Origin of the sequence: Streptomyces sp. NBC_00443, from assembly GCF_036014175.1 — a bacterium.
Lineage (GTDB): Bacteria > Actinomycetota > Actinomycetes > Streptomycetales > Streptomycetaceae > Streptomyces.
In genome coordinates this window covers 2,002,285-2,024,778 of the sequence record NZ_CP107917.1, presented here as the reverse complement: position 1 = coordinate 2,024,778, position 22,494 = coordinate 2,002,285, and the positions used below count along the sequence as shown (strand labels likewise).

Here is a 22,494-nt window from a genome sequence, read left to right as displayed (position 1 = left end):
CAGAGGTCCGATCAGTACGCTCCTGTAACGCTATGTCCTGCAACGATATGCCCGGTGCCCGGTCCGGGGCCATGGAAGGCTCCGGACCGGACACCGGGCCAGGGTTCACACCTCACCAGGGGGCACAGGCCACCCGGAGTCGCACGCCGGTCAGGCCGTCGTGACCCGTACCGGATCCGTGCCTGCCGCGCTGTGTCGCTCGGCCCAGTTCTCCAGGGCCGTACGGCAGGCGTGGTCGAGGTGGTGCAGTCCGGACAGGTCCAGCTCGACCGGGCGGTCCTGCGGCAGGGCTTCCAGGCTGTCGAGGATCTTGGGCAGCCTGAGGAAGGTCGCGTTGCCCGACAGGTAGGCCTGGATCGGTCCGGCGCCCTTGTCGATGACCTCCAGCTTCACGTGCGAGGCCTCCCAGGCGGTCTTGGCGACCGACAGGGCCAGACCGATGAGCACGCCCTCGAACATGTTCACCGTGACGATCGAGAGGGCGGTGACGACGAGGATCAGTGCCTCGCCCCGGTGGCCGCGCCACAGGGAGACGATCCCGCGGAAGGGGATCAGCTTGAAGCCGGCGTGGACCAGGATGCCCGCCAGTGCGGGGATCGGGATGAGTGCCAGCGTGGCGGGCAGCAGCGCCGCGAACAGCAGCAGCCATACGCCGTGCATGACACGGGACGCCTTCGTCTTCGCGCCCGCCTGGACGTTGGCGGAGCTGCGCACGATGACCGCGGTCATGGGCAGTGCGCCGAGGACGCCGCAGACCGCGTTGCCCGCGCCCTGCGCCATCAGCTCCTTGTCGTACTCGGTGCGTGGCCCGTCGTGCAGCCGGTCCACGGCCGCGGCGCTGAACAGCGACTCGGCCGACGCGATGAGCGTGAAGGCGACGATCGTGGCGAGCACGCCGAGGTTCGCGAGTTCGCCGAAGGCGGTCAGGGACGGCGGCTGGATGGAGCCCAGCAGGCCCTTGACCTCGACGGTGGCGACGGGCAGGGAGAACACGGCGGCGGCCAGCGTCGCCAGACCGACCGCGGCGAGCGGACCGGGAACCGTGCGCACCTTGGCCGGCAGCCGCTTCCACAGCACCAGGACCGCGATCGTGCCGGCGCCCAGACCGATCGAGGCCAGCGCCCCGGTGTCGCCGAGGGCCCCGGCGAGCGCGCCGGGCAGCCCGGCTATTTTCTCCAGGCCGGAGGCGGGCGCCTTGGCGTCCGCGACCGAGTAGAGCTGTCCGGCGATGAGCACAAGGCCGATACCGGCCAGCATGCCCTCGACGACGGAGACCGAGATGGCCCGGAACCAGCGCCCCAGCTTCAGGGCGCCCATGAGGAGCTGGAGCGCGCCGGTGGCGAGGACGAGCACACCGAGGACCGGCAGCCCGAACTCCTGGACGGCCTCGAAGACGAGCACCGTCAGACCGGCGGCGGGTCCGGAGACCTGAAGGCTGCTGCCGCGCATCAGGCCGGTGACGATGCCGCCCACGATGCCGGTGACGAGTCCTAGCTCGGCCGGTACTCCGGAGGCGACGGCCACGCCGACACACAGCGGCAGCGCGACGAGGAAGACGACCAGCGAGGCGGCGAAGTCCTGCCGCAGGTGGGGGAATTTGGTCATCATGGCGGTCACAGTGCCTCGAACGCGTCGGTCTCGGCGCTGTGGGCGCGCACGGCGCCCTTGTGCACCTCGTAGTACCAGGCGTGCAAGGTGAGTTGACGCTCCTTCAGCTTCTTCTCGATGAACGGGTACGAGCGCAGCCGCAGCAGCTGCGTCAGTACATGCGCCTGGACGCCTTCGGCGACCTCCGGGTCCTGCGCGGCGCCGGTCGGGCGCGGGGTGGCGTGTGAGAGCCAGTCGCGCACGGCCGGTACGGCATCCAGGTCGTCGCCGCGCACGAGTGCGCCGACGGCACCGCAGTGGGAGTGGCCGCAGACCACGATGTCGCTGACGCCGAGGACCTCCACGGCGTACTCGATGGTGGCCGCCTCGCTGGTGGGGTGCTCGGAGGCGTAAGGCGGGACGATGTTGCCCGCGGTACGCAGCTCGAAGAGCTCGCCCGGGCGGGCTCCCGTGATCAGGGCCGGAACGACCCGGGAGTCGGAGCAGGTGATGAACAGGACGTCGGGGGACTGGCCCTCGGCGAGGCGAGCGAACTCCTCAGGGCACTGTCCGAACATACGGGCGTTGTCGATGAGGGGCTGCATGTGTGGTGACTCCTCCTGGCGCGCCTCAGTGGCGCGTCGGGGTTTACATGACAGGGGTGGGGGACTGCTCTGCTGCTCAGCAGCGGAAGATCTGAAGCCCCGCCGGAGTGTGGGACGTCGAGGATCTCGACGTGCGCTGATGCGCGGCGCCGGCCGCGGCCGGCCGGTGCGCGGACGCGGAGTCCCGGGTGAGCAACGGTCTGTCGGGCGCCTGAGTCCCGGAGTCGGCGAAGCGCAGATGGTCACGGGTGCGCAGGGGACCGGTCGGGTCCCCGTCGCCCGACGGGACGCAGTGGCGTGACGTGAGGGTTTCGTCGCGCAGCGCCTTCCCGGAGAGTTTGATTCCGGGCTGAGCCTTGGCCTCTGCCTGACTCGCTGTGTATGCGTGTGCGAAGGCCGCGCCGGGTGCGAAGAACTGGAGGGCGAGCAGGACGGCGGCGAGGATCGAAATCGGGGTCCGAACCGTCGTACCTCGGAACATGCGCCCCCCTCCAGTCAGTCCACGCCTCATGCACGTGCCAACACTTGGTCAACCGTTGGTCAAGAAACACGTTAACCCGGCAACGTTGTTTGCAGGGTTAACTTAACGTTTCGAGCTGAAGAGAGCCTGAAATGCGAGGGTGGCTTGGCTTGAACCACCCCTTGACCAGGGGGAGTTACTGGGTTACTAGGCCCTTGGCGTCGCGGGCCAGCGCGGTGAGTCGCGAGATCGCGCGGAAGTACTTCTTGCGGTAGCCGCCGTTGAGCATGTCCTCGCTGAACAGCTGGTCGAACGGCAGTCCGGAGGCCAGCACCGGAACTTCACGGTCGTAGAGCCGGTCCGCGAGCACGACGAGCCGCAGGGCCGTCGACTGGTCGGGAATCGGCTGGACGTCGGTGAGACACACTGCGTTCAGGCCGTCCGTCAGCGCGCCGTAGCGGCTGGGATGGACGCGGGCGAGGTGCTCCAGCAGATGGGGGAAGTCGTCGAGGGAGGCGCCCTCGGTCGCGTACGCCGCCCTCGTCACCTGCTCGTCGGAGTACGGCGCGGGTGCCTCGGGCAGGCCGCGGTGGCGGTAGTCCTCGCCGTCGATGCGCAGGGCGCGGAAGTGGGCCGACAGGCCCTGGATCTCGCGCAGGAAGTCGGCAGCCGCGAAACGGCCCTCGCCGAGCTTGCCGGGCAGGGTGTTGGAGGTGGCGGCGAGCGCGACGCCCGCGTCGACCAGCTTGCCGAGCAGCGTGGAGACGAGGACGGTGTCGCCCGGGTCGTCGAGCTCGAACTCGTCGATGCACAGCAGGCGGTGGCCGGACAGGGTCTGCACCGTCTGCTGGAAGCCGAGGGCGCCGACGAGGTTCGTCAGCTCCACGAAGGTGCCGAACGCCTTGAGGGACGGCTCGGCCGGGGTGGCGTGCCAGAGGGAGGCGAGCAGGTGGGTCTTGCCGACGCCGTAGCCGCCGTCGAGGTAGACGCCGCGGGGGCCCGCCGGGGTCTTGGGCGCCTTGGGCCTGCCGAGCCCGAGGAAGCCGCGCCTGGCCTTGCCCGCGCCGCTCGCGTGTGCACCGCCGAGCCCGGCCGCGAAGGTCTCCAGGACGCCGACCGCCTCGGTCTGGCTGGGCTGGTTCGGGTCCGGTATGTACGTGCTGAAGCGGACCGAATCGAAGCGGGGCGGCGGCACCATCTCGGCGACCAGCCGGTCCGCGGGCACGTGCGGCTCACGCGTGCACAGGGACAGCGGGCTCGCTTCGGCTATGGGGCTCGGCCCGGAGGCGGCGGTGGAGGACGACACGGGTCACCATGCTAAGGGCCGTGCCACACTCCATCACATGCGACGCCTGTTCCCTGTGACCGATGAGACGACAGCGAGGGCTTCCGGCGGTTCGGCCGGGGGCGACGGGGCCGGGGCCGGTGGAGGGGGGCCTGTGGCCGGTGGGTCCGGGGCCGGAGCCGGTGGTTCGGTGGCGTGGGGCCCTGACCGAGGGGCCGATGCGCCGGCGGCCGGGACGGTGCCCGAGGGCGGTCCGGTGGAGGCCGGTGCCGGGGAGCCGGCTGCACCGGAGCGTGGGGCTCGTCGCAGTGTCGGGTTCCCCGGTGGTGATCTCGTCGACCGTGAGTGGAGCCTCGCCGAGCTTGCCGCCGCGTATGCCTATCCCGAGCCGGGTCCGGACGGGCGGCAGCCCTGGTTGCGGGCCAACATGGTGTCCACGCTGGACGGGGCGGCCCAGCACGACGGGCGTTCGCAGCCGATCTCCACCGCGACCGACATGCGGATCTTCGGCACGCTGCGGGCGCTGGCGGACGTCGTGCTCGTCGGCGCTGAAACGGTCCGCCTCGAGGGGTACCGTCCGGCACGCGCGCGTGCGGAGTTCGCTCAGGCCCGCGAGGCGGCCGGACAGGGACCCGCGCCGGCCATCGCGGTGGTGAGCGCCGGCCTGGACCTCGACTACGGCCTTCCGCTCTTCACCTCACCCTTGGTGCCGACCCTCATCCTCACGGGGGCCGCCGCGGCCCCGGACCGGATCGCGGCCGCGGAGAAGGCGGGCGCCCAGGTGGTGATCGCCGGTGACGGCGTCGGCGTGGACCCCGTACGCGCCGTCCAGGCCCTCGCCGAACTCGGCCACACCCGCCTGCTGACCGAGGGCGGGCCACGGATGCTCGGGCAGTTGGTGGCCGCCGGAGTGCTCGACGAGCTCTGTCTGACGATCTCCCCGATGCTCACCGCGGGAGACGCCCAGCGGATCGCCGGCGGGCCGTCGGTGCCGGTTCCGAAACGGTTCGAGCTGGTGTCCTTGCTGGAGGAGAACGGCTTTCTGTTCAGCCGCTACCGGCGGACGTGAGGTTAGTTCGGTTCGGAAATGGGTTCTATGACTGCCGTGCACCTGAAACGGCGGAATCCATCGTTCCGTTTGGCTTCGGACGGGCACACTAAAACTCGCAGTCCCCGTGCGAGCACGGGGCAGGATGGTTTCCGCAGAAGGGGCGCCCGGTGTTCACAAGCGTTTTGATGATCGAGAAGGCCCTGACGTCCGCCGACGTGGAGTTCGTCACCACCTTGCACGGGAACGAGCAGGTCTCGTTCCATGTGCTGCTCCAGCCGCGGGGCGAGCAGGCCGACAGGCTGTTGCGCGCCATCGACGACATCGCACTCGGCGAACTGGACGAGGCGGTCCGGGAGGGGAACACGCCGGAGGGGCAGGAGGCGCTGAGCACGGGGGAGCGGGCGCTGGAGGTGTCGCTCACGGCTCTGCGTACCGCCGGGGCCGAGGCCGAGGGGAGGCTTCTGGAGGACCATCCGCTGGACGCGCTCAGAGCGGTGGTGGACGAGGTCGGGGCGGACGAGGTGATCGTGCTGACCGACCCGCACTATGTGGAGGAGTTCTTCCACCGGGACTGGGCGTCCAGGGCTCGGCACAAGGTGGGGGTGCCGGTGCTGAAGCTGTTCTCGCACAGCAAGGCGTAGGGGCTTTCCGGCACAGGGCCCCAGGGGCCACAGTTCACGGCGTCCGGTGCGCGAGGTCCGCGCCACCACCCCATAGGCTGGGGCCTCACCGTCGTATCGCACTCCTGGGAGAACACGCATGGCACCCGGCATTCCAAACGCCATGGACCGACCGCACTTCATCGGCATCGGCGGGGCCGGGATGTCGGGGATCGCGAAGATTCTCGCGCAGCGTGGGGCCAAGGTGGCCGGCAGTGATGCCAAGGAGTCCGCGACGGCCGAGGCGCTGCGGGCCCTCGGCGTGACCGTGCACATCGGGCACGCGGCGGAGCACCTCGCCGACGACGCCAGCTGTGTCGTCGTGTCGTCGGCGATCCGGCAGGACAACCCCGAGCTGGCCCGCGCCGCCGAGCTGGGCGTTCCGGTGGTGCACCGGGCCGACGCGCTCGCCTCGCTGATGGACGGGCTGCGTCCGATCGCCGTGGCCGGTACGCACGGCAAGACGACCACGACGTCGATGCTGGCGGTCTCCCTGAGTGAGCTCGGGCTGCGGCCGTCGTACGCCATCGGCGGTGACCTCGACGCCCCCGGCTCGAACGCGCTGCACGGCGACGGGGACATCTTCGTCGCCGAGGCGGACGAATCGGACCGCAGCTTCCACAAGTACGCGCCCGACGTCGCGATCGTCCTGAACGTCGAGCTCGACCACCACGCGAACTACGCGTCGATGGACGAGATCTACGAGTCCTTCGAGACGTTCGCGGACCGCATCACCGAGGGCGGCACGCTGGTGATCTCGGCCGACCAGAGCGGGGCGCGGGAGCTGACCCGGCGGGTCTCGGCGCGGGATGTGCGGGTGGTGACGTACGGCGAGGCGGAGGACGCCGACGTACGAGTGCTCTCCGTGCTGGCGCAGGGGCTGAAGAGCCAGGTCACCGTCGTTCTGGACGGCCAGGAGCTCACCTTCACGGTCTCGGTTCCGGGCCGCCACTACGCGCTCAACGCGGTGGCCGCGCTGACCGCCGGCGCGGCGCTCGGCATCCCGGCCGCCGAGCTGGCCCCGGCGCTGGCGGCCTACACGGGCGTCAAGCGGCGGCTGCAGCTGAAGGGCGAGGTCGCCGGTGTCCAGGTCATCGACTCCTACGCCCACCACCCGACCGAGATGACGGCCGACCTGGAGGCGATGCGCGCGGCCGCCGGGGACGCCCGGATCCTGGTCGTCTACCAGCCCCACCTGTTCTCCCGCACGCAGGAGCTCGGCAAGGAGATGGGCGAGGCCCTGGCCCTCGCGGACTCCTCGCTGGTCCTGGACATCTACCCGGCCCGCGAGGACCCGATCCCCGGTGTCACCAGCGAGCTGGTCATCGAGGCGGCCCGGGCTGCGGGCGCCGAGGTGACGCCGGTGCACGACAAGGACGAGGTGTCCTCGCTGATCGCGGGAATGTCGAAGCCCGGTGATCTCGTTCTCACCATGGGCGCGGGCGATGTCACGGACCTGGGCCCGGTCATTCTGGACCGCCTGTTGAAGTGAGGGGCAAGGACTCATGTCGTACGACATCGAAAAGCCGGACGAGCAGTGGCGCGCGGAGCTGACCCCGGCCGAGTACGCCGTCCTGCGCGAGGCCGGCACGGAGCCCGCCTTCACCGGTGAGTACACCAACAGCAAGACGACGGGCGTCTACTCCTGCCGGGCCTGCAGCGCCGAACTCTTCACCTCCACCACGAAGTTCGAGTCGCACTGCGGCTGGCCGTCCTTCTACGACCCGAAGGACACCGACGCGGTCGAGCTGATCGAGGACCGCTCGCACGGGATGGTGCGCACCGAGGTGCGGTGCGCCCGGTGCGGGTCGCATCTCGGGCACGTCTTCGAGGGCGAGGGCTATGCCACCCCGACCGACCAGCGGTACTGCATCAACAGCATCTCGCTACGCCTGACGGCGGACGAGGACTGACAGGGAGGGGCGCCGCCCCGGGCGGCGCCCGCTGCGCTGGCACGCCGGATGCCGGTGTTCCTAGACTCGAAGGGGACGTCCGGCCCCGGCGGTCAGTTCGGTGAGTCCGGTACGGAAGGCGGTGGCGCTGCATGCCGTACGTCGCTGTGAGTGCGATCAGCCATCCCGGACTGCTGCGCGAGCGCAACGAGGACAGTCTCGTCGTCGGGCCGTGGACGCTGTGCGCCACGGTGACCGAGAATCCGCAGACCCTGGTCTTCCCGCTCGGCACGCCCCTCGTGGTGGCCGTCGCCGACGGGCTCGGCGGGCATCCCGGCGGCGATGTGGCCAGTGCGCTGGTCGCCCGCCGGATCGCCTCGCTCGGCCCCGCCCTGACCAGCGAGGTCGCCGTCCGGGATGCCCTGAACGCCTGCAACCGCGCCGTGTACCAGGCGGCCGGCGGGGACGAGGGAGGCGACCTGGAGGCCATGGGGACGACGATCGCCGGCGTCGTCGTGCAGCCCGACTCGCTGCTGGTGTTCAACGTGGGCGACAGCCAGGTCTACGCGGCCCACGGCGACGGACTGCGCCAGGTCAGCGTCGACGACAGCCCTCCCCACCCGGCGGGGCGCAGCACCTCACTGGTCACCCAGTGCCTGGGCGGCTCGCCCACCTACCGAGCCGTCGATCCCCATGTCACGGCCGTGCCCCTGTCCCCGGGCGAGCGCTACCTCATCTGCTCGGACGGCCTCACGGACCCGGTGCCGACGGACGTACTGGACGAGGTGCTGCGCGAGCACGACGACGGGCGGGCGGCGTTCGAGCTCTGGAAGGCCGCCATCGAGGCGGGCGGGCCCGACAACATCACGGTGGCGGTGGTGCGGGTGGGAGAGGAGTAGGGCGCGGTCCCACCATGGGAGGCCGCTCAGAGGATCTTGCGCTGGACCATGATCGAGAGCACCAGTGCGCCCGGTAGCAGAGGCACCCAGACCGTCAGGACGCGGTAGCCGATGACGGTGGCTGCGGCCAGGCTCATCGGGGCGCCGAAGGTGACCATCGTGAACACCAGGGCCGCGTCCACGGGGCCGATGCCGCCCGGTGCGGGGACCGCGCCGACCGCTGTGCTGGCGAGGAGGAGTGCGAGGGTCACCTGCGTCCACGACAGCGGCAGGCCCAGCGCGAAGCCGACCGAGGCGATCACGCTTGCCTGGAGCAGCGGCGTGGCGGCGGCGCCGCCCCAGAGGGCGAGGACGCGGCTGGGCCGGGTGTGCAGGATCCGCGCGTCGGTCAGGGCGGTGCGGACGAAGCCGAGGAGGGGGCGGCGCAGCGGTCGTACGGTGGTCACGAGCACGCCCGCCGTGACGAGGGCGGCCGTCACGCCTCCGGCGACCAGGAGCAACGTCCGCTCGTCCGGGACGAGTTCGCCCAGGTGCAGCAGTTCGGGGAAGGCCACGAGGAAGCCGAGCAGCACCGCCGTCTTCGCGATCGGCTTGACCAGCGAGTACAGCGCGAGTGAGGCGGTGGCCCGGGCCAGGGGTATGCCGCAGTACTGCAGGAAACGCAGGGTGACGGCGTGGGCGCCGATGCTGGCCGGCAGTACGTGGTTCGCGGCGCCGGCGGCGAACTGCGACGCGACCAGCAGGCCTGACGGCAGGCGTTCCGGTATGGATCCCTGGCGGACGACCGAGGCGGTCAACCAGCCCATGCAGGTGAAGAAGAACCCGGCCAGCAGCCACCAGGGGTCGGCGGAGGCGAGCCGGAGGGCGCCGTCCTGCACGGTGTGCCAGTCGGCCACCGCCCATGCCCCGATCAGCAGGAGCGGGAGCAGCGTCAGCACATGGCGGACGACGCGTCCGGGGGAGACGCGGGGGCGGGGACGGACGGACGTGGGGGTGGGGGTGGCGGCGGGAGTGGGGCAGGCGGGCAGCGGTCCGGGGAGATCGCTGAGCGGGAGCAAGGACACGGCGCGGTCGTCCTTCCGCGTCACACCCGCGCGGACGCGGGGCGGACGGCTTGAGGGCGAGGCAGGAGGGGACGTGGGAAACGTGCCCGTCCGGCATGACGCCGTGGTGTCCGGCAGCCGAAGCGACGTCGGCGGGTGAGCGACGCGACAGCCCGCGCCCAGACCCCCGCTCCCGCGCGCCCCGCCCTCACCGCATCCAGTGCCGTTCCGTGCTCCACCCCAGGAACCGGCGTGCGCGGCCCTCGTCCGCCGTGCCGTCCGCGTCGAACCTGCCGCCCTCGGCGGTGAGGACCAGGCCCGTCAGGGCCGGTGTCAGTCGGGACCTGACATGGGCGGGGTGGCGGGCCGTCTCCTCGTCCAGGGCGGCGAGGAACCGCCGGAGCTCGTCGGGCGGGCACAGGGACAGGGCGAACAGCATCTGACGCCAGGCGTACGCCGCGTCCTTGATGGTGGGGAGGGGACGCTTGTTGTTGTGCACCTGTGCGGTCAGCCGGCACACCGTGGCGAGGCAGCGGCGCGCCAGGTCGGACCAGCCGGGCTGTGGGGCGATGCCCACCCGGTGGACCAGCGTGGCCAGGTTGTGCGTGGTGAGGATCTGCGCCTGCTCGATCACCTTGCCGTTCGCCGCCACGGACCAGGACCCGGACCCGGACGCCGTCCCGGACCGCTCCGTGCACAGCCGCGCGAAACCGGGGGACGTACGGGCGCCGTAGGAACGGCTGAGCGCGGCGCCCGTCTCGGCGATCGCGAGGTTGCGGATCGCGGCGTAGTCGATGCCGTAGTAGCGCTCGTACAGCGTGCCGCGGAGCAACTCGGCCGCGGCCCGCGCCGACTTGAGGAATTTCGGGCTGAACGTGCCCATGAAGATGTCGGCGGCGAGCTCCTCCACGAACGGGGTGCCCAGGTCGCCCTGGCGGGCGAGCACGCCGAGCTCGCGGATGAGCGGGTTGGGCAGGATCGTGCCGGGGAAGGCCTGCACGGCCAGCTCGCCCAGCTGCCGCAGCACGGTGAGCGCACCCTCCTCGTCCGGTTTGCCCGGCACCGCGGCGCGCTGTCCGGACACCGCCCGTACCCAGGGCAGTTCCTCGACGCGGACCTGGCGCTCCAGGTTGAGCAGGAGCAGCGAGCGGCGGTTGCGGAACGCGCGGTAGTTCGCGGCCATCAGCGCCCGCAGCGTCTCGTCGCCGTACGCCAGGGCGGTGGCCGTGGCGACCAACTGCGGTACCAGCTCGGCCAGGACCTCCGCGGAGGGGACGACGCCCCGCTCCACCAGCGTGCCGATCGGCGCGCTCAGCGCGGACTCGACCACCTGCCGGATCACCGGCGGGACCTCCGCTCCCGTGGGCAGGCCGGTCTCGTGTTCCTCCTGCTCCGTCACGGGCGTCAGCAGTGGGCTGACATCGGTGATGCCGGTGTCCTGGGGCAGTTCGGCGAGCCGGCGCAGCATCAGCTGGGCCAGCGCGTGGTGGGACGGGAGCGCCGCCTGGCGCGCCTGCTCCCGGCGCAGCGCGGTGTGCGGTGCGGAGCCGGGCAGGCCGCGTCGCCGCACCATGGACGCCACCGCGTGCCGCAGCAGACCGAGCCGGCGCGCGTCCAACGGCCGCCCGGCGACGGTCTCCTCCAGTGCGCCGCGCAGAATGCCCAGGTTCTGCCTGGGGTTGCGGTGCTTGGTGCAGCGGGTGTGTTCCGCGGCCAGCAGCCGGTAGCGGTCCAGCAGGGTGGCAGTGCGCGCCAGCCAGGCGGCGTCCAGGGCGAGTTCGAGCACCAGGCCGTCCCTCGCCGTCTCCAGCCAGTGGGCGAGCATCTCGTCGCCGAACGGCTGCCATACGGCGAGCGCCTCGCGCTGGGTCTCCACGGCGGAGTTGGGCCGCCGCCGTATCAGGGTGTCGACGGAGTCGGAGACGGTGTACCGGTGGACGGGCGTGGTCGCCTCGGTCGTGCCGGTCGCTTCAGCCGTGCCGCTCGCCTCCGCCGTGCCACTCGTCGGCGCTGAGCTGTCCGTCGGCACAGGGCCCTTCGCCGGCCGGGGCAGGAAGCGCAGTCGGTCGGCGAACGGCTCCAGTTCGGCCGCGAGATCCAGCGCCGCGGACGTCTCGCCGTGCCGCACCAGCCAGGCCATCGTGAGCAGCGCGGCCTCCTCGGGCACGCCGATCTCGTAGTGGCCGCTGTCCAGTAGGGCCCACAGCCAGGCCAGTCCCGCGTCGGTGAGGCAGTGGGCGAAGAGTGCGCGCCGGTCGGCCGGTACCCCGAACTGCCGGGCGGCCTCGGTCTCGTACGGCTGGAGCGGGCCGCCCGCGCTCGCGGTGCCGGTGGCGAAGCCGCCCCGCACCACCTCAAGGGTCACCCAGGCCGGCAGCCCTGCCACCGGGGTGCGTGAACCTGCCGTCAGCCGCCCCGCGGCCATCCCCGCGAGGACCGCCCGCCAGCGCTGCCCGCGCTCCTCGGCACGACGCCGGGTGCCGGCGTCCTCGTGGGTCAGTGCCGTCGTGAAGGCCTTGGCCAACTGGGCCGCCGGATAGGCGGCGGCCGCGGTGAGGGGCTGCTGCTCAGCGTTGTCGTCCATAAGCCGACGTGGCAGGTTCCGCCCCCGCGCCCTCCGGGTCTCAAGCCCGGCGCTCTGCTGCTGAGCTACACGTCGATGAGAGCTGAGGCTATGGGTCGGGTTGATCAACGGACAAGTGTATTTCGGGGGGTGCGAGCGCACCGGCTCTTGACCCAAATTGGCTTAGGTTAGCCTTCCCTTAATTTGATTCGAAGGGGAGGTCGACCATGGCCCCAGACATGTCCCGCCGCCGACTGCTCACCGCGGGCGGCGCTCTCGGTCTCGGCTCGCTGCTCGCCGCCTGCGGCGGGGACGGAGACGCGGAGGGCAAGGCGCGTGAGACGGGCGGTGGCCCCTGGTCCTTCAAGGACGACCGGGGGCGTACGGTCTCCCTCGACAAGGCACCCGAAACGCTCGTCGCCTTCGTCAGCACCGCCGCCGCGCTGTACGACTACGGCATCGAGTGCGACGGCGTCTTCGGACCCACCGAGCCGGTCGACGGCAAGCCGAACCCCCAGGCCGGCGACATGGACGTGGCGAAGCTGACGAGCCTCGGCACGGACTGGGGGCAGTTCAACGTCGAGAAGTACGCGGCGCTGGGGCCCGATCTGCTGATGAGCAACATGTTCCCGGCGCCCGACCTCTGGTACGTCCCGCAGGAGAGCCGGAAGAAGATCGAGGCGCTCGCGCCCAGCGTCGGCATCAGTGTCGCCCGCACCTCCCTGCTGAACCCGCTCAAGCGCACCGCCGAACTCGCCGAGGCGCTCGGTGCCGACCTGAAGGCGAAGAAGGTGACGGATGCCGGGGCCCGCTTCGACAAGGCGGTCGAGACCCTGCGCGCGGCGGCCGCGGCCAACAAGGGGCTGAAGGTCATGGCCATCACCGGCGACAACGATCAGTTCTATGTCGCCGTCCCCGACTCCTACGTCGACCTGAACTACTACAAGGACCTCGGCGTTGAGTTCGTGGAGGGGAAGAAGTCCGACGAGTGGGGCTTCTGGGAGTTCCTGAGCTGGGAGAACGCCGACAAGTACCACGCGGACCTGATCATGGTCGACAACCGCTCCTCGGCCATGAGTGCCGAGCAGCTCGCCGAGAAGGCGACCTGGCGGCAGCTGCCCGCGGTCAAGGCGGGGCAGACCGTGCCGTGGGCCATGGAGGAGCGCTTCAGCTACGCCGGGTACGCGCCCGTGCTCGAACAACTGGCAGACGCCCTGGGGAAGGCGAACAAGCTGTCCGCGTGAGGCACTGCTGTTGAATCAGCCAGCCATCAAGAGGTTGACTTTAGGCTGACCCAGCCAGAGCATTGCCGGGGTGAGCCACTTCGAGCACGCATCACCCCGGTCGGCCGACCTCCCCGTCGACCTGGACGAAGCCGCCCACCGCTGTCTCGTCGCCGGGTTCGAAGGCGCCACGAGCGTGCCGGACACGCTCAAGGAGCTCATCGACCGTGGCCTCGGCGGGGTCATCCTCTTCACCCGCAACGTCCGCGACGCCCGGCAGGTGCGCCGCCTCACGGACGAACTGCGCGCGATACGCCCGGACTTCCTCGTCGCCATCGACAACGAGGGCGGCGGCATCGGCCACCTGGTCGGTGCCGGCGCCCCGGACGTCCCCGGCTCCTACGCCCTCGGCGTCGTCGACGACCCGAACCTCACCGCCCGCTGCGCCGACGCACTCGCCGGGCACCTTGCCACCCTTGGCATCACCGCCTCGTACGCCCCCGTGGCCGACCTCCAGCACCGCCCCGGCAACCCGATCGTGCGCACCCGGTCCTTCGGCGCCGCCCCCGAGCTCGCCGCCAGGCATCTGCGTGCCTGGATCACCGCCACCGAGGCCCGCTCCATCGCCTCGTGCGCCAAGCACTTCCCCGGCCACGGCGGCACCGCCACCGACAGCCACCACGGCATGGCCGTCGACCCACGGCCGTACGACGAACTGCGCGCCGATCTCGAACCGTTCCGCGCTGCGATCGCGGCGGGCGTACCGATGCTGATGAGCGCCCACGTGGTGTTCCCGGCACTGGACCCCAACCGCCCCGCCACGCTCAGCCGTCGCGTCCTGGACGATCTGCTCCGCCACGACCTCGGCTTCGACGGCGTCCTCGTCAGCGACGCGCTGGAGATGAAGGCCATCGCCGACCAGTACGGGGAGGCGGCCGGCGCACGCATCGCACTCGCCGCCGGCGCGGATCAAGTGATCGTCGCCGTGGGCGACTTGAACGTCACCCTCGACTGCCGCGACGCCGTGCTCGACGCGCTGCGGACCGGTCAGCTGGCCGAGGAGCGGATCGAGGAGGCCGCGGGACGGGTGCGTCGGCTCGCCGAGCGGTACGCGACGCCCGCCACCGACGTGGCCGACTGGGATTCGTGCGCCGGACGCGAGGCGGCCCGCCGGGCCGTACGGAGCCGGGGCGTGCCGCCCGCCGTGCGCGGCGCCCATGTCGTCGACCTGTTCCCGCCGCCGCACCCCGCCCTCAACTGGGGCGGCCAGGACCTGCTGACCGAGATGCGCGCGGTCGACCCCACGGCAACGGGGACGGCCGTCACCGGGGAACCGGCGGACCCGGCCGAGCTCGTCGACGGCATGCTGCGCCGCTGCGGATCCGCCCCGCTGGTCGTGGCAACCTGCGACGCCGGGCTGCACCCCTGGCAGGTTCGGCTGCGGGACGCCCTGCTGGAGCGGCGGCCGGACGCGGTGCGGGTGGACACCGGGCTGTCGGAGGGCGGCACGCTGTGCTCGTACGGGCGGGCACGGGTAAACCTGCGGGCGGTGGCAGAGGCGCTGGCGGGCGTCACCGACGGAACCGAGGGCTGACGGGCCCACGGCGCTCAGGGCGGCCGTACGACCTCAGCATCCAGAGGCGGAAGACACCCGACGTGGAGCGTGTGGATGAGATCCTCCTCGGGCCGGGCCCGCTCTTCCAGGCTCGGGGCCGGGTCTCAGCCTTGTCCATCACGAATGGATCAACCGCCATGGTCGTCGATGAACAGTGATTCGAACCAAAGCTCGCCCAAGAGGGCGCATGCGTACGTCGTCGGCCTGGACGCCGGCGGCACCCGCACCCGCGCCGTCCTGGCGCCCCTCGGCGACGGCGCGCCCGAGGGCGAGGGCGTCTCCGGCCCCGGCAATGCCCTGACGGTCCCCGGACCGCAGCTCACCGAGCACCTCGCCGAAGCCCTCGCGCACGCCGTGCCGGCAGAGCTGCGCGGCCACGTCGTGGCCGTGGCCGGCGGGTTCGCGGGCGCCTCGCGGACCGCCCCTGACGAACCGGGCCGGGTCAAGGCGCACGCCGCCCTCACCGTCGCGCTGAGCAGGCTCGGCATCGGCACCGACATGGTCGAGATCCACAGCGACGTCGAGGCCGCCTTCGCCGCCGCGCCCGGCAACCCCGCCGACGGCCTGGCCCTGGTGGCCGGCACCGGCGCGGTCGCGGTGCGCATCGCCGCACGCGTGTGCACCGAGACCGCCGGCGGCGACGGCTGGCTGCTCGGCGACGACGGCAGCGGCTTCTGGATCGGGCGCGAGGCGGTACGCACGGCGCTGCGCATGGCGGACGGACGGGGCGGGCCGACGGCGCTGGCCGCGTCGGTGGGGCGGGAGCTGGGGGTGCCGGAGGACGTTCTGCCGGGGGAGACGCCGGACCCGTACGCCGGCGGAGCCTGGACGCGGGCCCGGCGGGAGGCCTACCGCATGCACCTGCTCCCCGCCGTCACGGCCCGGCCGCCGGTCCAACTGGCCGGACTCGCGCCGCTCGTCGCCGAGGCAGCCAGGCACGAGGACGCCGTCGCCGCGGGCATCCTCGAAACGGCCGCAGACCACCTCACCGGCGCGGTCCGCGCCCTCGAACCCCGGCCCGGTGAGCGCATCGTCGTCACCGGCGGCCTGCTCGGCGACCACGGCCCGCTCACCGAGCCGCTCACCGCCAGGCTCCGGCTCCTCGGCCTCACCCCCGACCGGGTGGCCGACGGCTCACTGGGCGCCGTGGCCCTCGCCCGTCTGGGGTACGGGAGTTGAGCGGCATCAGCGCGCAGCCGCACCGCGCCGACCCATGAGTGCTCGTGGGGAGCCCCGTCCCGGCAGGTTCAGCGCGCCCGGCGACTCTTCACCGCGTGCTGCGGGGTGATGTGGTCCGTCAGGGCGAGCGAGGCGCTGGCGCGCTGGTAGGAGACCTGGCCGACCCGGACGTAGAGGCAGTCGACGAGCATCAGGACGGAGTGCCTGCCGCCGATGCTGCCGGTGCGGAAGCTGGTCTCCGAGGTGGCTGAGATGAGCCGGATGTCGGCGGCCTTGGCCAGCGGTGAGCGCGGGTCGGTGGTGATGGCGACGGTGGTGGCGCCGCGCTCCTTGGCCATCTCGAACGGTTCGAGGGTCTCGCGCGTGGCACCAGAGTGAGAGATGCCGATGGCCACGTCGGCCGGGGTGAGCAGAGCCGCTGAGGTGGCTGCCCCGTGCACCTCGGTCCAGCCGCGGACCTGGCAGCCGATGCGGAACAGCCGGGTCTCCGTCTCCTGGGCCACCGCGCCGCTCCCGCCCACGCCGTACACGTCGATACGGCGGGCACGGGCCAGGGCCTGGGCCGCCCGCTCCAGCGCGTCGAGGTCGATCCGTTCGATCGTCTGCTGGATGGCGCGCAGGTCCGCGCTGCCGACGACCTGGACCACCCGCTCCAGGCTGTCGTCGGGCGAGATGCCGGGGCCGATCTCGGCGCTGCCCCAGTCGGAGACCTCGCCGCGGCCGCGCTCCTGGGCCAGCTCGATCAGCAGATGCTGGTAGGAGTCGAGCCCGATGGCCCGGCAGAACCGGGTCACCGTCGCCTGCGAGGTGCCGGTGCGGCGGCCCAGCTCGGCGGCCGAGCAGTGGGTCACGGCGGCCGGATCCTCCAGGATCAGCTCGCCGACCTTCCGCAGGGAACCGGCCAGCCGGGGCAGCTCGGTGCGGATCAGCGTGGTGACGTCCGTCGGAGGCATGAGGGGAAGGTATCAGCCACCGATTTCCGCACAGGTTGAATACCAGGACCGAGGATGGTTTATTGATTCATCGGAGCAGTCATGCAGGGTGGTTCAATCCAACGCTGCCATGAGTGGGGAGTGACGCGTGTCCGACGAGTCCGTGAGCGCCCGGCGCTTCGTGCGCGAGAGCATGACCGTCCTCGACCGCCTGACCGAGTCCGCCCGCGACGACGTGGCCCGCGCCGCCGGGCTCATCGCCGACTGCGTACGAGCGGACGGCGTCATCCAGGCCTTCGGCACCGGTCACTCCCAGGCGATGGTCCTCGAAGTCGCCGGCCGGGCGGGCGGACTGGTGCCCACCAACCGGCTCAGCATCGCCGACCTCGTCCTTTACGGCGGGGCCGCGCCCGGCATCCTCGACGACCCGCTCCTGGAGCGCGAGCCGGGAGTGGCCGCCCGGATCTACGACCTCGCCGCTCCGCGCGCCCAGGATCTCTTCGTCATCATCTCCAACTCCGGCGTCAACAACGTCATCGTGGAGATGGCCCTGCACGCCAGGGAACAGGGCCACCGGATCCTGGCCATCACCTCCCTCGCCCACACCCGGGCCGTCCCGGCGGGCCACGCGAGCGGCAAGAAGCTCGCCGACCTCGCGGACGTGGTCCTCGACAACGCGGCCCCGCGCGGCGACGCACTGCTGGAACTGCCGGGCGGCGGCGCGGTGTGCGCCCTGTCCACGCTCACCGGCGTGATGCTCGTACAGATGGCCGTGGCGGAGGCCTCCGCCCTGCTCATCGCCGCCGGGGAGCGCCCGCCGGTGTACGTCTCGGCCAATGTGCCGGGAGGGTTCGAGGGCAACCTGGAGCTGGAGAAGCGGTACGCCGGACGGATCCGGCGCACCGCGAGCTGATCACTTCTGGGTGGTGCCTTCACCTGGTGGCTGAGCGCGCGCGCCCGACGGCACCCGGGCGCACACTGGAGGAGTGTTGTCGGTGCTCAAGGGGGTGTCGGCATGGCTGCGTCTGGATGTCCGAGGGTGCGGCTGTGGCGGTGGCGGCGCAGCCCGCTGAGGCGGCGCAGCGACGTCATCGAAGCCTGGGTCGTGCTGTGCGGGTGGCTGTTCGCGCTGGGCGCTGCCGTGTTCGCGGGTATCGCTGCGGCGGACGCGGTCGTGGCCTCCGCGGAGCAGCAACGGGCCGAGAGCCGCAGGGTGACGGCTGTTCTCGTCATGGACGCGGAGGATCCGGGGGCCTCGCGGGTCACCACCGACCATCTTGTGTGGACCACCGTCCGCTGGACCGACCCGGACGGCACGACGCACACGGACGAGGCGCGGGTACCGCCCAAGACACATGCGGGCAGCAAGGTCCAGGTATGGACGGACCGCAACGGCGTCATCGCCAACGAGCCGCTCTCCGCGAGCGAGATGCAGCTGCACTCGGTCGCCGGAGGCCTCCTGGCCGGAGGCGCCACCGCAGGCATCGTGCTGGGCTCGGCCTGGGTGGTACGGCTGGGGCTGGAGCGGCACCGCCTGGACGAGTGGGGCGCGGAGTGGGAGCGGCTGGACACACCGTGGGGGCGCAAGACGGGCTGAACAGACGGGCGGAAGAGACGGGCTGAGTCGGCACCCCGGCGCGCATGACAGCGCCCCGGAGGATGTCCGGGGCGCGGCCAACTGCGCTGTTACTTGACGTCCGCGCTCGGCAGCGCCGACGGGGACGCGGTGTTCAGGTCCTCCAGGCCCTTCGGGATCGCCAGCGTGAGGACCGGCGAGCCCGGCTGGGGCGCGGGCGGCGTCATCTGTTCCTTCGGGAGCTTCGGCGGCGAGGTCTGCTGGAAGTTGTTGGCGTCGAAGTTGACCATCCCCGTCTTCTCCAGGATGGTCATGTGGTCGAGCACGGTGTCGTTCGCCAGGTCGGCCAGCTGACGGACCAGGCTGTTCTGCGTGGTGCCCCGGATCTTCGCGATCGCCGGGAAGATCTGCCCGTGCGTCACCCGCATGATCGCGACGCCCGTGGCGTCGAACTCCTTGCCCGTCTTGGAATCCACCGTCGCCACGAACTGCTGCTGCTGCGGGCTGGCCTGGTTGGGCAGCGTGATGTTCAACTCGGACGCGAGCTTGCGGCAGGCGAGGTCGAGCCGGGCGTGTCCGACGACCAGGTGCTCGCCGGCCTCCTTCATCTCCGGGGTCGTGCCCCGCTGCATCGCCATCATGCCCAGCGGGTGCTCCCACAGACCGGCTGCGCGGACCTTGACCACAAAGTCCCGGTCGGCCTCGGTCAGCGGGCCGTACTGCGTGTTGGCGATGACTCGGTCCTGGTTGGCGGAGGTGGTCTCCACGCCCAGCATGGCCGGGTAGGCAAGGGCGGAGAGGGTCAGGACGAGGGCGCCTCCCACGAAGACGGTTCCAACCATGCGGCGCGAGAAGGGCATCGTGCCTCCAGAGATGAACGGCTGCTACGCCAGGAGGTACGGACGGGACGCGCGAAACAATCACCGCCGCGCGAAAAAACTTACGGTTCGCTGTGCGTGGTGCGTCACATGCCCCGCAATCCGAGCGGGGCTTGAGCAGGACTCAGCCCAGGTGGCGCTCGAAGAAGGCCGTCGTCGCCGCCATGGAGTCCGGCCACCGTGGCCCGAACGTGTGCCCCTCGCCCCGGTACGTCCGCAGTTCCACGTCCTTGCCCGCCGCCTCGAACGCCGCGACGGTCGTCCTCGTCCAGGCCAGGGGGCAGGTGTCGTCGGCGGTGCCGTGGTGGATCAGCAGCGGCTCGGTGACCCGGTCGACGTAGGTGACCGGCGAGACCTGCCGCCAGAACTCGGGGTTCTCCTCGGGGGTGCCGTGCGCGGCCTCGATCTCGGCGACGAGCGGGTCGCCCTCGGGGCGCTGGAAGTGGTCGATGTTCTGCTCGGGGCGCGAGCTGACCGGCGCGAACACGACGGCGGCGTCGACGAGACCGGGCGCCACCACCAGCGTGTTGTACACCACCCCACCGCCCATCGACCGCCCCATCAGGCCGATCCGGTCGTCGTCGACGTCCGGCCGGTCGGCGGAGCGCAGCGCGTGGACGGCGGCGATGACGTCCTCGGTGTAGCCGAGACGGAGGTTCACGTCGTTGTCGGGGTCGTCGTCGGAGCCCGCGTGGTTGCGGTAGTCGGTGTGCAGGACGACGTAGCCGCTGCGGGCGAGGAGGTCCTGCTCCCGGGGCATGCCCTGGCCGGTGGTGTACACGTCGGGGTCGATGTAGCCGTGCGCCAGGACCAGCGCCGGGAAGGGGCCCTTGCCGGTGGGGACGTTCATGATGCCGGAGATCTTCAGGCCGTTGGACCGGTAGGTGACGGCGTACTGCGTGTAGGCGTCGGTGCGGACGCGTACGGCACCGAGGCGGAGGTCGGAGCCGCGGTGCTCGCGCTGGATCAGGGCCGGGAGGGAGACGGGGTCGACGGGTGTGGGGGAGGGGGTGAGCGTGGCGGCGCTCGGGCTGCCGCCGTCCGCCCTGCTCGACGCCGGGGGATCCGTACGCGCCGGCACGTCACCGTCACCGCCATTGGCACTACAGCCGACGGCGGTCACGAGCACCAGCACCGGCCCGACTGCGAGCCGGGCCACGCACCGCGGGTACCGCATGCGGCCAAGTATCCCGCGCGACATCCACGTCGGCCTGTCCGAGCCGCCTCTCCCACGCGCGGGTCGTGGTCACCGAACGGCTCGCCGCCCGGGGCCTCGACGTCCACGCCCCGGTCTGCGAGGTCTACGACGGCAGCGGCACTTCACCGCGCCTGCGCCGCGCCCCGAGCGCGGACGAGGGTGGCCGCGGCCTGCACCTCGTCGCCCAGCTCACCGAGGGCTGGGGGACGAGGCACACGCCCAACGGGAAGATCATGTGGACGGAGCAGCCGCTGCCGGGACCGGCAGTCCCGGCCCGGCGCAGCGCACGTCCGCCGCAGGCACCTCCCCGTCGACGAGATAGCCGGCCACCGCCCCGTCCACGCAGGCATTGCCCCGGCTGGCGAACACCCCGTGCGAGTAGTCGTCGTCGAGAGTCACCAGACGGGATCCGGGCAGCAGTTCGCGCAGTTGCCGGGCGCCTTCGATGGGGGTCACCGGGTCGTGCGCCGAGGCGACCAGCAGGACGGGAGGGGCGGCCGGACCGCCCAGTCGGGTACGCCGCTCGGGGCGGTGGTGCCAGTACGCGCAGGTCGACGCCTCCATGCCGGTCAGGACCGGCTGCGGGTCGGCACGTCGTATGCGCCGTACGTCCGCCACGACCTCCCGGGGCGTCGGCCCCGGACCGTCCGCGCACTTCACGATCCGGTTGGCCGCCTCGTAGTTGCGCGACTCCGGGCTGTCGAAGGCGGATGCGGGACGCAGGCCGGCCACGCTCCCGTCCGTCAGGTAGCCGCGCAGCCCGTCGGCGAGCCCCGTCCAGCGTTCCGTGCGGCCGAGGGCGCGGTAGACGGAGCGGTCGAACTCGGCCGGGCCGAAGCCGCCGACCGGGCGCGCGGCCAGGCCCTGGCGTACGCGCAGATACGAACGCCGTACGGCGCCCGCGTCGCCGCCCAGCCCGAAGCGTTCGGCATGCGCGGCGGTCCAGCCGAAGAACGTGTCGCGGGCACGCAGCATCGCCCGGCTCTGCATCACGTCGAACACGTACCAGTCCCAGGGCCCGACCACGCTGTCCAGCACCATGCGGCCCACCCGGTGCGGAAAGCGCGCCGCGTACGCCGCGCCCAGGTAGGTGCCGTACGAGACACCGAGGAAGCTCGTCCGCGGCTCGCCCAGCGCGGCGCGGACCGCGTCCATGTCGTACGCCGTCTGCTCGGTGGACAGGTACGGCAGCACCCGCGTGCCCGCGCCCGCCGCGCAGTCGTCGGCCAGGTGGCGCAGTGACGTGAGGTACGACCGCTCGGCCTGCGGGGTCGCCGGCGCCGGATCGGCCCCGGGAGCGGCGAACAGGCCTCCCATCGCGCCGCATCCGGCCGGCGCGCTGTGGCCCACGCCGCGCGGGTCGAAGCCGATGACGTCGTACGAACGCCGCACGTTCGCGGGGAGTTTGGCGCGCTTGGTCACCGCGTAGGGGAGCCCTGAGCCGCCCGGGCCGCCGGGGTTCACCAGCAGGATCCCGCGCCGCTCGGCGGGGGTGCCGGAGGCGGGGACGCGGGAGACGGCGATCTCGATGCTCGGGCCGGACGGGTGCTTCCGGTCGAGCGGGACGGTGAGGCGGCCGCATTCCACGCGGTCGGGTGCGGGCGGCGTCGGTACGGACTCCGGGCAGGGACCGAAGGTGAGGGAAGCCGTCGCCCGGGCGGGGGCGGCTGTGGGAAGCAGGGCTGCCGCGGCCACGAGGGCGCACAGCAGGGCGGTGGGGCGGGGCAGGGCGGTCAAGGTCTCTCCGATTCTCCGAAGCGAGGTAAGAACGGGCTAGCAAATGAAAATGATTATCGATAGCGTGTGCCAGTCAAGTCCGGCACCCTCCCGTCGAGGGGTGCGCCGGGCT

Annotated in this window: 20 protein-coding genes and 1 tRNA gene; 10 read left to right on the top strand and 11 right to left on the bottom strand. The window is 71.9% G+C overall.

Translation table 11 applies throughout. The features are described 5' to 3' along the window. Positions 1 to 150: 150 nt before the first annotated feature. From OHO27_RS09115 to zapE, 4 genes are all read right to left on the bottom strand, one after another. Positions 151 to 1,608, bottom strand: a complete 1,458-nt coding sequence (locus OHO27_RS09115; protein ID WP_328422071.1) for a SulP family inorganic anion transporter — start codon at positions 1,606 to 1,608, stop codon at positions 151 to 153. Between the two features lie 5 nt (positions 1,609 to 1,613). Beyond that, positions 1,614 to 2,192, bottom strand: a complete 579-nt coding sequence (locus OHO27_RS09110) for a carbonic anhydrase (protein WP_328422069.1) — start codon at positions 2,190 to 2,192, stop codon at positions 1,614 to 1,616. A 76-nt stretch (positions 2,193 to 2,268) separates the two neighbouring features. Beyond that, complete coding sequence (locus tag OHO27_RS09105) at positions 2,269 to 2,673, bottom strand: hypothetical protein (RefSeq protein WP_328422067.1); 405 nt, start codon at positions 2,671 to 2,673, stop codon at positions 2,269 to 2,271. A 175-nt stretch (positions 2,674 to 2,848) separates the two neighbouring features. Further along, positions 2,849 to 3,958, bottom strand: coding sequence for a cell division protein ZapE (gene zapE / locus OHO27_RS09100; RefSeq protein WP_328422065.1), 1,110 nt, complete (start codon positions 3,956 to 3,958; stop codon positions 2,849 to 2,851). Positions 3,959 to 4,193: 235 nt separating this feature from the next. On the opposite strand from zapE, the gene OHO27_RS09095 reads away from it, so the two are divergent. The 5 genes from OHO27_RS09095 to OHO27_RS09075 all read left to right on the top strand — a co-directional run bounded on the left by OHO27_RS09095 (position 4,194) and on the right by OHO27_RS09075 (position 8,438). Then, positions 4,194 to 5,006, top strand: coding sequence for a pyrimidine reductase family protein (locus OHO27_RS09095; protein ID WP_443059696.1), 813 nt, complete (start codon positions 4,194 to 4,196; stop codon positions 5,004 to 5,006). A gap of 149 nt (positions 5,007 to 5,155) precedes the next feature. After that, complete coding sequence (locus OHO27_RS09090; protein ID WP_328422061.1) at positions 5,156 to 5,629, top strand: indole-3-glycerol phosphate synthase; 474 nt, start codon at positions 5,156 to 5,158, stop codon at positions 5,627 to 5,629. Between the two features lie 118 nt (positions 5,630 to 5,747). Then, complete coding sequence (gene murC, locus OHO27_RS09085) at positions 5,748 to 7,139, top strand: UDP-N-acetylmuramate--L-alanine ligase (protein WP_328422059.1); 1,392 nt, start codon at positions 5,748 to 5,750, stop codon at positions 7,137 to 7,139. A 13-nt stretch (positions 7,140 to 7,152) separates the two neighbouring features. Next, positions 7,153 to 7,560 carry a peptide-methionine (R)-S-oxide reductase MsrB gene (gene msrB, locus OHO27_RS09080; protein WP_328422057.1) on the top strand — a complete coding sequence of 136 codons (408 nt, stop codon included), beginning with the start codon at positions 7,153 to 7,155 and terminating at the stop codon, positions 7,558 to 7,560. Between the two features lie 131 nt (positions 7,561 to 7,691). Beyond that, positions 7,692 to 8,438, top strand: a complete 747-nt coding sequence (locus OHO27_RS09075; RefSeq protein ID WP_328422055.1) for a PP2C family protein-serine/threonine phosphatase — start codon at positions 7,692 to 7,694, stop codon at positions 8,436 to 8,438. Between the two features lie 26 nt (positions 8,439 to 8,464). Here OHO27_RS09075 and OHO27_RS09070 read toward each other — a convergent pair whose 3' ends face one another. The 3 genes from OHO27_RS09070 to OHO27_RS09060 all read right to left on the bottom strand — a co-directional run bounded on the left by OHO27_RS09070 (position 8,465) and on the right by OHO27_RS09060 (position 12,140). Then, entirely contained in the window at positions 8,465 to 9,502 is a 1,038-nt protein-coding gene (locus OHO27_RS09070; RefSeq protein WP_328422053.1) for a lysylphosphatidylglycerol synthase transmembrane domain-containing protein, read from the bottom strand. Positions 9,503 to 9,689: 187 nt separating this feature from the next. Then, positions 9,690 to 12,065: a hypothetical protein gene (locus OHO27_RS09065; RefSeq protein ID WP_328422051.1), complete on the bottom strand. Its 2,376-nt coding sequence runs from the start codon at positions 12,063 to 12,065 to the stop codon at positions 9,690 to 9,692. 3 nt (positions 12,066 to 12,068) lie between these two features. Then, positions 12,069 to 12,140: transfer RNA gene (locus OHO27_RS09060), tRNA-Ser, on the bottom strand. 131 nt (positions 12,141 to 12,271) lie between these two features. On the opposite strand from OHO27_RS09060, the gene OHO27_RS09055 reads away from it, so the two are divergent. From OHO27_RS09055 to OHO27_RS09045, 3 genes are all read left to right on the top strand, one after another. Continuing rightward, complete coding sequence (locus OHO27_RS09055) at positions 12,272 to 13,288, top strand: ABC transporter substrate-binding protein (RefSeq protein WP_328422049.1); 1,017 nt, start codon at positions 12,272 to 12,274, stop codon at positions 13,286 to 13,288. Positions 13,289 to 13,358: 70 nt separating this feature from the next. Then, complete coding sequence (locus tag OHO27_RS09050; RefSeq protein WP_328422048.1) at positions 13,359 to 14,861, top strand: glycoside hydrolase family 3 N-terminal domain-containing protein; 1,503 nt, start codon at positions 13,359 to 13,361, stop codon at positions 14,859 to 14,861. Between the two features lie 168 nt (positions 14,862 to 15,029). Beyond that, positions 15,030 to 16,061 (top strand): N-acetylglucosamine kinase, encoded by a 1,032-nt coding sequence (locus OHO27_RS09045; protein WP_328422046.1) that lies wholly within the window; start codon positions 15,030 to 15,032, stop codon positions 16,059 to 16,061. Positions 16,062 to 16,129: 68 nt separating this feature from the next. On the opposite strand, the gene OHO27_RS09040 is transcribed toward OHO27_RS09045, so the two are convergent. Next, positions 16,130 to 17,014 (bottom strand): MurR/RpiR family transcriptional regulator, encoded by an 885-nt coding sequence (locus tag OHO27_RS09040; protein WP_328422044.1) that lies wholly within the window; start codon positions 17,012 to 17,014, stop codon positions 16,130 to 16,132. Between the two features lie 127 nt (positions 17,015 to 17,141). On the opposite strand from OHO27_RS09040, the gene OHO27_RS09035 reads away from it, so the two are divergent. Together OHO27_RS09035 and OHO27_RS09030 are read left to right on the top strand one after the other, a co-directional pair. Further along, positions 17,142 to 17,906, top strand: a complete 765-nt coding sequence (locus tag OHO27_RS09035; protein ID WP_328422042.1) for an SIS domain-containing protein — start codon at positions 17,142 to 17,144, stop codon at positions 17,904 to 17,906. A 102-nt stretch (positions 17,907 to 18,008) separates the two neighbouring features. Beyond that, the gene (locus OHO27_RS09030) at positions 18,009 to 18,590 is read left to right on the top strand and encodes an Rv1733c family protein (protein ID WP_328422040.1); all 582 of its coding nucleotides are present in this window, start codon (positions 18,009 to 18,011) and stop codon (positions 18,588 to 18,590) included. Positions 18,591 to 18,679: 89 nt separating this feature from the next. Here the strand turns inward: OHO27_RS09030 and OHO27_RS09025 are convergent, their stop codons facing one another. The 3 genes from OHO27_RS09025 to OHO27_RS09010 form a co-directional block, all read right to left on the bottom strand. Continuing rightward, positions 18,680 to 19,429 carry a DUF4142 domain-containing protein gene (locus tag OHO27_RS09025; protein WP_328422039.1) on the bottom strand — a complete coding sequence of 250 codons (750 nt, stop codon included), beginning with the start codon at positions 19,427 to 19,429 and terminating at the stop codon, positions 18,680 to 18,682. 142 nt (positions 19,430 to 19,571) lie between these two features. Beyond that, complete coding sequence (locus tag OHO27_RS09020) at positions 19,572 to 20,624, bottom strand: alpha/beta hydrolase family protein (protein WP_328422038.1); 1,053 nt, start codon at positions 20,622 to 20,624, stop codon at positions 19,572 to 19,574. A 252-nt stretch (positions 20,625 to 20,876) separates the two neighbouring features. Further along, positions 20,877 to 22,382 carry an alpha/beta hydrolase gene (locus OHO27_RS09010; protein WP_328422036.1) on the bottom strand — a complete coding sequence of 502 codons (1,506 nt, stop codon included), beginning with the start codon at positions 22,380 to 22,382 and terminating at the stop codon, positions 20,877 to 20,879. Positions 22,383 to 22,494: the final 112 nt, after the last annotated feature.

Bases quoted from the DNA above. Each gene is read 5' to 3' on its own strand.
- OHO27_RS09115 (WP_328422071.1), bottom strand. From the start codon at position 1,608: ATGATGACCAAATTCCCCCACCTGCGGCAGGACTTCGCCGCCTCGCTG.
- OHO27_RS09110 (WP_328422069.1), bottom strand. From the start codon at position 2,192: ATGCAGCCCCTCATCGACAACGCCCGTATGTTCGGACAGTGCCCTGAG.
- OHO27_RS09105 (WP_328422067.1), bottom strand. From the start codon at position 2,673: ATGTTCCGAGGTACGACGGTTCGGACCCCGATTTCGATCCTCGCCGCC.
- murC (WP_328422059.1), top strand. From the start codon at position 5,748: ATGGCACCCGGCATTCCAAACGCCATGGACCGACCGCACTTCATCGGC.
- msrB (WP_328422057.1), top strand. From the start codon at position 7,153: ATGTCGTACGACATCGAAAAGCCGGACGAGCAGTGGCGCGCGGAGCTG.
- OHO27_RS09075 (WP_328422055.1), top strand. From the start codon at position 7,692: ATGCCGTACGTCGCTGTGAGTGCGATCAGCCATCCCGGACTGCTGCGC.
- OHO27_RS09065 (WP_328422051.1), bottom strand. From the start codon at position 12,065: ATGGACGACAACGCTGAGCAGCAGCCCCTCACCGCGGCCGCCGCCTAT.
- OHO27_RS09055 (WP_328422049.1), top strand. From the start codon at position 12,272: ATGGCCCCAGACATGTCCCGCCGCCGACTGCTCACCGCGGGCGGCGCT.
- OHO27_RS09045 (WP_328422046.1), top strand. From the start codon at position 15,030: ATGAACAGTGATTCGAACCAAAGCTCGCCCAAGAGGGCGCATGCGTAC.
- OHO27_RS09040 (WP_328422044.1), bottom strand. From the start codon at position 17,014: ATGCCTCCGACGGACGTCACCACGCTGATCCGCACCGAGCTGCCCCGG.
- OHO27_RS09030 (WP_328422040.1), top strand. From the start codon at position 18,009: ATGGCTGCGTCTGGATGTCCGAGGGTGCGGCTGTGGCGGTGGCGGCGC.
- OHO27_RS09025 (WP_328422039.1), bottom strand. From the start codon at position 19,429: ATGCCCTTCTCGCGCCGCATGGTTGGAACCGTCTTCGTGGGAGGCGCC.
- OHO27_RS09020 (WP_328422038.1), bottom strand. From the start codon at position 20,624: ATGCGGTACCCGCGGTGCGTGGCCCGGCTCGCAGTCGGGCCGGTGCTG.